At 65.2% G+C, this 7,819-nt stretch carries 7 protein-coding genes and 1 tRNA gene; 6 read left to right on the top strand and 2 right to left on the bottom strand.

The features are described from left to right. Positions 1-663: 663 nt before the first annotated feature. Positions 664-1,020, bottom strand: a complete 357-nt coding sequence (locus tag ACYYG1_RS14955) for a hypothetical protein (protein WP_461211136.1) — start codon at positions 1,018-1,020, stop codon at positions 664-666. Positions 1,021-1,197: 177 nt separating this feature from the next. Here ACYYG1_RS14955 and ACYYG1_RS14950 point away from each other — a divergent pair, with 177 nt between their 5' ends. After that, positions 1,198-1,539: a carboxymuconolactone decarboxylase family protein gene (locus tag ACYYG1_RS14950; RefSeq protein ID WP_461211135.1), complete on the top strand. Its 342-nt coding sequence runs from the start codon at positions 1,198-1,200 to the stop codon at positions 1,537-1,539. Positions 1,540-1,549: 10 nt separating this feature from the next. Here ACYYG1_RS14950 and ACYYG1_RS14945 read toward each other — a convergent pair whose 3' ends face one another. Continuing rightward, a complete protein-coding gene (locus ACYYG1_RS14945; RefSeq protein ID WP_461211134.1) occupies positions 1,550-2,320 on the bottom strand; it encodes a substrate-binding periplasmic protein in 771 nt (256 codons plus the stop codon). A 206-nt stretch (positions 2,321-2,526) separates the two neighbouring features. Between ACYYG1_RS14945 and ACYYG1_RS14940 the strand changes: the two genes are divergently transcribed. The 5 genes from ACYYG1_RS14940 (at position 2,527) to infB (ending at position 7,677) form a co-directional block, all read left to right on the top strand. Continuing rightward, a tRNA-Gly gene (locus ACYYG1_RS14940) sits at positions 2,527-2,601 on the top strand. An 84-nt stretch (positions 2,602-2,685) separates the two neighbouring features. Continuing rightward, complete coding sequence (locus ACYYG1_RS14935; RefSeq protein ID WP_461211133.1) at positions 2,686-3,174, top strand: ribosome maturation factor RimP; 489 nt, start codon at positions 2,686-2,688, stop codon at positions 3,172-3,174. 51 nt (positions 3,175-3,225) lie between these two features. Further along, on the top strand, positions 3,226-4,578 hold the full coding sequence (gene nusA, locus ACYYG1_RS14930; RefSeq protein WP_461211132.1) for a transcription termination factor NusA: 1,353 nt from the start codon (positions 3,226-3,228) through the stop codon (positions 4,576-4,578). A gap of 34 nt (positions 4,579-4,612) precedes the next feature. Further along, a complete protein-coding gene (locus ACYYG1_RS14925; RefSeq protein WP_461211131.1) occupies positions 4,613-4,846 on the top strand; it encodes a YlxR family protein in 234 nt (77 codons plus the stop codon). Continuing rightward, positions 4,843-7,677, top strand: coding sequence for a translation initiation factor IF-2 (infB, locus tag ACYYG1_RS14920; RefSeq protein ID WP_461211130.1), 2,835 nt, complete (start codon positions 4,843-4,845; stop codon positions 7,675-7,677). The genes ACYYG1_RS14925 and infB overlap by 4 nt, the downstream gene beginning before the upstream one ends. The last annotated feature ends 142 nt before the right edge of the window (positions 7,678-7,819 follow it).

Below are 7,819 nucleotides of genomic sequence, written 5' to 3'. Positions count from 1 at the left end.
GGGGCTTCGCGATACGCCTCCGCGTCGCCCCGATGATTTGATTGGGCGAACGCCAGTCTGCTGTAACGCAAAACCAATCGTGCCCTCCCGCCCTCCCGCCGCGTTCCGCAACAGGTATGAGAGGGTGGTTTGGGGGGATGGTATGTAGTGCTGCGAGCGCGAGGCGCGGGAGAGGCGCGCTCCCTTCGAAGGATTTCCCCCGCCGCGCGACTGCGCCGCAGGGGCGGGACAAAGCCAGGCGGTCGCGAGCCCCTCCCGCGCCTCGCGCCAAGTCACAGGCGGAAAGCCTCCCTATCCGAGAACGCGACGGGAAAATAAAGAAGTATCCTACCTGACGATGGGATGGCGGCGCTGCCTGAAAACATACATGCCCCATGGCGTAATGCTATTTGCGATGCTGCCTCACCTGCTCCCCAAGCCCCGGCGCGCTGCCCGGCGCAGCGGCTGTGATGGAAATCAGCGAAGCGGAGCCGGGCTCGTGCGACGGGGCGGCACTACCTGTGCCGCGACACGAGGAGAGAAATCAACGGAGGACCGCGCCACCCATTCCAACACTCCCGACAAACCAACGCCCTACCCGCGAGGGAACGCGGCGGGTGGGGCGGGAGGGCACAATTGGTTTTGCACCACGATAATCCAAAACGCCCACGCCCCGCGCCCCCCTCAACGCGGCCGCCCCGGCCGAAAAAGATAATCAATCTCCTGCGGCAGGCTACGCATGAACACCACCAACCGCACCACGGCGGCCACGAAATAAGCCATCACGTGGTGTTCCTCGTAGCCCAGGCCAAGATGGCGGGTGTAGGCGAAGAAGGCCAGCGCCAGGACGCCGCAGCACAGGAGCATCCGCGCCAGGCTGCGGTGCAGCCGTCCGGCCATGCGGCGGGTGCTGATGATCCCTTTCAAACGCAGGATCAACGGGGCCAGAAGCCCCAGAAACCCTAGCCAGGCTTTGCCGAACATCTCCACGGTCACGAGCCCCATACCCATGGAGAGCAGGATGATGACCACACCGTCCATGCCGCCTCCTTGGCTTGATCCAAGCGGGATACGTCTGGAGGGGAGTTTGACAATTATAGAATAGGTGGATTGATAAGACACGTCAACGCAAAAAGCTTAATAGGTTGACATATCGCCACAGCGGACGCGAAATGCGGACATTGAACCCGACAATAACGTGAACAAGGAATGGGTACCATGGGAAAGCTCGAAGACATGTCCCGCAGGCGCAAGCTGGCCCACACCAAGCTGTTGCGCATGCATTCCAAGACCTACGAGGCGTTTCTGGATTTCGAACGCGCGGCCTACGCGGACGGCGACCTGGCCAGGAAGCACAAGGAACTCATCGCCGTGGGCATCTCCGTGGTCATCGACTGCGAGTCCTGCATGCAGTGGCACATCGAGCAGGCCGCCGAGGCCGGGGCCACGCGCCGCGAAGTGCTGGAAGCGGTGGAGGTGGGAATGGAGATGGGCGGCGGCCCGGCCACCGTCTCGGCGCGCTTCGCCCTGGAGGTCATGGACGCGGTGTTCAAGGAATAGGATCGCGGGGCTACATCCCCCCGCCCCCGAAATAGCGCCGCTGGATCCTCGCCACGGTCCCGTCGCGCTTCATCTCCCGGAGCACGCGCTCCACGTCGCGGGCCAGGTCCGGGGGGGCGGAAACCTTGGAAAAGGCCAGATAGGTGGGCGAAAAGTCCAGGATCACCTCTTTGCCCAGGGCATCGGGGACCACCTCCACGGCGTCCTCCAGGCCCATGGTCCGAAGCAGGTGCTCCACGGGCTGACGCACGCCCAGGAAGAGATCGATGCGCCCGGCCAGGAGCATCTTCACGGCGGTCTCCAGCTCGCAGATCACCTCCACGCCCTTGAACCGCCCTTCGCGCAGGACCTTGTCCACGCGCGCTCCGTAGAAATGCCCGCGCCCCACTCCCACGCGGTAGAACCCGGCCGCGGAGAGCATCTCGTCCAGCACCACGTCCGAGGACGTCCTGCGGAAGGCGTAGACTTCCTCCAAATTGATGTTCTCGCCGGGGTATAGAAGGAAGGTGGTGCGCTCGGGGGAGTACCCGGCGTCGATGATGCCGTGGGCCGCGCCGCTACGGGCCATCTCCAGGGCCCGCTTCCAGGGCACGAATTCCACCGTGGCGGACAGGCCGAGGCGCCCGAGGGCCTCCAGGGAGATGTCCACGTTCGCGCCCCGGGGGCCGTCCTCGCCGAGATACTCCAGGGGCGGGCTGTCCAGGGTCACAAGGCGCAGGGGCTCGGCGCACCACGCCTGCGGGGGTGCGAGGAACAGCGGCAGAAGAAGCAGCAGCAACACGGCCCTGAACCATCCCCGCCGACAGGGGGCCAAAGCCGCAACACGACGATTGCGATTCATGATGCGAAGGTATATGCAGTGATGGAATGATCGGTCAACTCCGATACCGCGCGGAGGTTTCCGATCTGGCGGCGAGATTCCCCTGCGCCGGCCCCACAACCAGCTTGACAAGCGTGAGGATTCTGCTATTCACCCTTGTCCCCGGGGCGGGCGTAACTCAGTGGTAGAGTGTCAGCTTCCCAAGCTGAAGGTCGCGAGTTCAAATCTCGTCGCCCGCTCCAACAACCTCTTAACCCTCTCGTTTTCTGACGATACGAGTGGACCATGCGGTCCACTTTTTTATTTTAGAAGAAATCGGATCGGCTATGAATACACACGACACGATCACCGAGCTTGAGCGCTACATCGGCCCCATGGCCGCTGCCTTCGGGCTGACCCTGTGGGGCATCGAGTTCGCGGAACAGGAAGGCCGCAGCGTTCTGCGAGTCTACGTGGACTGCGAAGGCGGCGTGGACGTGGACCAGTGCGCGCGCCTGTCCAGGGACGTGAGCGTACTGCTGGACGCCGAGGACATGATCCCCGGCCGCTACAACCTGGAGGTTTCCTCCCCCGGCCTGGACCGGCCCTTCTTCAACCCCGGCCAGATGCAGGGGTACGAAGGCCAGGAGATCAAGGTTCGCATCGCGGAGCCGCGCGAAGGCTCCAAGAATTTCATCGGCACCCTGACCCGCGTGGGCGAAGAGTCCTTCAGCATCGAGTCGGAGGGCCGGGTCCTGGAATTCGATTTCAACGAGGTCAAGAAGGCGCACCTGCGCTATACGTTCCCGGAAAAGGCCAAGGGCAGGAAAGCTTAACCGCAGGCGACCGGGACACCGGGCGCGAGGGCGGCTTCTGGAGGATCATCCATGGGTATGGAACTGAAAAAGGCCATCGACCAGATCAGCAAAGACAAGGGCATCGACCGCGACCTGCTCGTCGACACCCTCGAAGAGGCCGTGCGCACCTCTGTGACGCGCAAATTCGGCGAAGACATCGACATCGAGGTCTCCTTCAACGAGGAGCTCGGCGAGCTCGAGGTCTACCAATTCAAGGCCGTGGTGGAAGAGGTCGAGGACGAACTCACGGAGATCACCCTGGCGGACGCGCGCGAGCACGACCCCGGCGCGCAGATCGACGACGAACTGGGCTTCCGCCTGAAGGTCGAGGAACTGGGCCGCATCGCCGCCCAGTCCGCCAAACAGGTCATCATCCAGCGCATGCGCGACGCCGAGCAGGAAATCATCTACGAGGAATACAAGGACCGCATCGGCGAGATCGTGTCCGGGATCATCCAGCGCCGCGACAAGATGGGCTGGATCATCAACCTCGGCCGCACCGAGGCTCTGCTGCCCAAGGAAGAGCAGATCCCCCGCGAGCGCTACAAGCGCGGCGACCGCGTCCAGGCCTACCTCATCGACGTGCGCCGCGAGGGCCGAGGCCCGCAGGTCATCGTCTCCCGCTCGCACCCCGAGTACATGATCACGCTGTTCAAGCGCGAGGTGCCCGAGGTGGCCGACAACACGGTGTCCATCATCGGCGTGGCCCGCGACCCGGGCAGCCGGGCCAAGGTGGCCGTGACCTCCCACGACCGCGACGTGGACCCCGTGGGCGCCTGCGTGGGCATCCGCGGCTCCCGCATCCAGAACGTGGTCCAGGAGCTGCGCGGCGAGCGCATCGACATCGTGGTCTGGAGCCCGGACGTGGCCACCTACGCGGTCAACGCCCTGTCCCCGGCCTACATCACGCGCATCACCGTGGACGAGGACGAAAATCTCCTGGAGGTCGTGGTTCCCGACGACCAGCTGACCCTGGCCATCGGCCGCAAGGGCCAGAACGTCAAACTGGCCTCCAAGCTGCTTGACTGGAAGATCGACATCTTCACCGAGACCCGCTACAGCGAACTGCACGCGGAGCTCCAGGCCCTGGAGCAGATCGCCAGCGTGGCCGAGGTGCCCGTGGAGAAGTTCCTGGCCGCGGGCTACGATTCCATGGAGAAGCTGATCTCCGCCACGGACGAGGATCTCCTGGACATCGAGGCCATCAGCGAATCCAAGGTGGCCGACATCCGCTCGGCCATCAACCTCCTCTCCACCTTCCGCGCCGAGTCCGGCGAGGACGGGGAGGCGGACGCCCCGGCGTTGGACGCCGAGGCCGACGACGAAACGCAAGCGACCTCGCAGGAAGAACCTGGCGAGGACGAACAAGAGGACGTCGAGTAGCGCCCGCGCGCTCACCGACGAAAGCGGAAAGAACATGCACGACGCAAACGCAAGGCATGTCCCCATCCGCATGTGCGTCATCTGCAGGAAACGGCTTCCCAAGCACGAGATGACGCGATACGTATGCCCCGTCGAAGCGGGAGGGCCCATGCGGGATGAGAAACAAATCCTGCCGGGCCGAGGCTTCTACGTCTGCGACGACAGGGCCTGCGTTGAACGAATCGCCACGTACAAGGGCCGGCGAAGGAGCACAAGGGGTAAGGAATGACGAATAAGCTTCGGGTAAAAGACATCGCCGCAGAACTCGGCATCGGAAACAAGGAACTCATCCAGGCCTGCCGGGAACTCGACATCCCGGTCAAGAGCCACATGAGCGTCCTTGAGGAAGACGAAGCCGAGGAACTGCGCGGACACGTCAAGGCAGCCTCCACGTCCACGGAAGTGGTCACCAAGGAAGTGCAGCCCGGCGTCGTCGTGCGCCGCCGCAGGAAGAAGGTCAAAAAATCCTCTGCTAAGGAGGACACCCCGCCCGTCGAGGACGAGGCCGAGACCGCGGAGGAGCCCGCCCCCTTGGAGGAGCCCGCCGCATCCGAAGAGGAGCCCGCGGCCGAGCCCGCCCCCAAGAAGAAGGCCCCCAGGAAGGAGACCCCCAAGGCCCGTATCGTGAAGCCCGCAGTGAGCGAGGAGCCCGAACCCGAAGCCGAGCCCGAGCCCCAGGCGGAAGAAGCCGAACCCGAAGCCGTTTCCGGTCCCGAAGAAGCCCCCGCTTCCGAGGAAACCGTCCTTGAGGCCGAACACGAAGCCGCGCCCGAGGCCGAAATGCCCCAGGAAGCCGCCCCCAAAAGCGAAGCCGGCGAGGAAGCCGAAGAGGCATCCGAGGCCGAAGCGAAAGAGGAACCCAAGGCTCCCAAAAAACCCAAGGCCGCGGCCAGCAAGGTCAAGATCATTTCCCGCCCCGACCCGTCGCAGGTCCAGGCCCGCCCGGCTCCGTCCGAGAACCGGCGCGGCCCCCGTCCCGGCGGTCCCGGCGGTCCCCGTCCCGGCGGTCCCGGCGGTCCCCGTCCCGGAGGCCCCGGCGGCCCCCGCCCCGGCGGGCCCTCGCGCCCCGGCGGATTCACCCCGCGTCCCGGCGGAGCCCCGGCTCCCGGCGGCTCCCCCGATGCCCCCGGCGCGGACAGCGGAGATCCGCGCAAGCGCCGCAAGAAGGACAAGCGCGTGGTGGACTTCTCGCGCAGGGACAACGAGGACCGCTTCAACGCGGGACGCGGCAAGGGCAAGAAGGGTCGCAAGGGCGGCAGGCCGGAAATGGCTGTCTCCTCCTCCACCCAGCCCATCAAGGCCGCCAAGCGCAAGGTGCGCATCGAGGAGGCCATCCGCGTGGCCGACCTGGCCAAGCAGATGGGCATCAAGGCCCAGGCGCTGATCAAGGCCCTGTTCGACCTCGGCGTGATGGCCACCATCAACGTTTCCCTGGACTTCGACACGGCCGTGCTGGTCTGCTCGGAATTCGGCTATGAGGTTGAGAAGGTCGGCTTCTCCGAAGAGGAATACTTGGCTCCCAAGGAAAAGGACACCCCCGAGGCTCTCGAAGGCCGCGCCCCCGTCGTGACCATCATGGGCCACGTCGACCACGGCAAGACCTCCCTGCTGGACGCCATCCGCCACTCCAAGATCACCTCTGGCGAGGCAGGCGGCATCACCCAGCACATCGGCGCCTACGACGTGACCACCGATCGCGGCAAGATCGTATTCCTGGACACCCCGGGCCACGAGGCCTTCACGGCCATGCGCGCCCGCGGCGCCAAGGTCACGGACCTGGTCATCCTGGTGGTGGCCGCCGACGACGGCGTCATGGACCAGACCCGCGAGGCCATCAGCCACTCTAAGGCGGCTGGCGTGCCCATCATCGTGGCCGTGAACAAGATCGACAAGGAGGGCGCCAACCCCGAGCGCGTGATGCGCGAGCTCGCGGACCACGACCTGGTCCCCGAGGATTGGGGCGGCGACACCATCTTCTGCAACGTGTCGGCCAAGACCGGAGAGAACCTCGACACCCTGCTGGAGATGGTTCTCCTGCAGGCCGAGGTCCTGGAGCTCAAGGCCAACCCCAGCAAGCCCGCCGTGGGCCACATCGTGGAGGCGCGCCTGGACAAGGGCCGCGGCCCCGTGGCCACGGTGCTCATCGAGGGCGGCACCCTGAACCAGGGCGACTGCTTCGTGTGCGGCGTGCAGAGCGGCAAGGTCCGCGCCATGCACAGCGACAAGGGCCGCAAGATCAAGACAGCCGGACCGGCCACCCCCGTGGAGGTCCAGGGCTTCGAGGGCGTGCCCGAGGCCGGTGACGAGTTCGTGTGCGTGGAGGACGAGAAGGTCGCCCGCCGCATCGCCCAGAACCGCGCCCTCAAGGTGCGCGAGCGCCAGCTGGCCAGCGAGCACAAGGTCACGCTGGAGAGCTTCCTGGCCTCCAGCCCGGACAGCGACCTGAAGACCCTGAACCTGGTGCTCAAGGCCGACGTGCAGGGCTCCCAGGAGGCCATCGCCGACGCCCTGAACAAGCTCTCCACCGACGCCGTGAAGGTGGACATCCTGCACTCGGGCGCGGGCGCCATCACCGAGTCGGACATCCTCTTGGCTGCCGCGTCCGACGCCATCATCATCGGCTTCAACGTGCGCCCCACCGCCAAGATCAAGGAAGTGGCCGAGCACGAGAACGTGGAAATCCGTTTCTACGACATCATCTACAAGCTGGTGGGCGAGATCAAGGACGCCATGGCGGGCATGCTGGCCCCGGTCATCTCCGAGGAATACCTGGGCCAGGCCGAGGTGCGCGAGACCTTCAACGTGCCCAAGGTCGGCACGGTGGCGGGCTGCTACGTGGTGGACGGCGAACTCAAGCGCAACGCCAAGGTGCGCCTGCTGCGCGAGGGCGTGGTCATCTACACGGGCACCCTGTCCTCGCTCAAGCGCTTCAAGGACGACGCCAAGGAAGTCCGCAAGGGCTTCGAGTGCGGCGCGGGCCTGGAACGCTTCAACGACGTCAAGACCGGCGACATCATTGAGGCCTTCATCGAAGTGGAGTCCGCGGCGACCCTGGACTAGGCTGTTGAAAAATGCACGTTTGCTTCGTTGCTTCGGAAAAGGCAAACCCTCGCGTGGCGACAGCGTCGGGATACGCGTCGGTCTTGCCTTTCCCTAGCGCCTCGCACCCGCACATTTCCGAACAGCCTGTCAAAGGCACTGT

This window comes from Desulfocurvus sp. DL1XJH-121 (assembly GCF_054819825.1).
Note: the sequence above shows the minus strand (reverse complement) of the source record. Positions and strands in the feature narration are given on the sequence as shown.

Excerpts from the sequence above, each read along its gene's own strand:
- nusA (WP_461211132.1), top strand. The coding sequence starts at position 3,226 with ATGGGTATGGAACTGAAAAAGGCCATCGACCAGATCAGCAAAGACAAG.
- ACYYG1_RS14955 (WP_461211136.1), bottom strand. The coding sequence starts at position 1,020 with ATGGACGGTGTGGTCATCATCCTGCTCTCCATGGGTATGGGGCTCGTG.
- ACYYG1_RS14935 (WP_461211133.1), top strand. The coding sequence starts at position 2,686 with ATGAATACACACGACACGATCACCGAGCTTGAGCGCTACATCGGCCCC.
- ACYYG1_RS14925 (WP_461211131.1), top strand. The coding sequence starts at position 4,613 with ATGCACGACGCAAACGCAAGGCATGTCCCCATCCGCATGTGCGTCATC.
- infB (WP_461211130.1), top strand. The coding sequence starts at position 4,843 with ATGACGAATAAGCTTCGGGTAAAAGACATCGCCGCAGAACTCGGCATC.
- ACYYG1_RS14950 (WP_461211135.1), top strand. The coding sequence starts at position 1,198 with ATGGGAAAGCTCGAAGACATGTCCCGCAGGCGCAAGCTGGCCCACACC.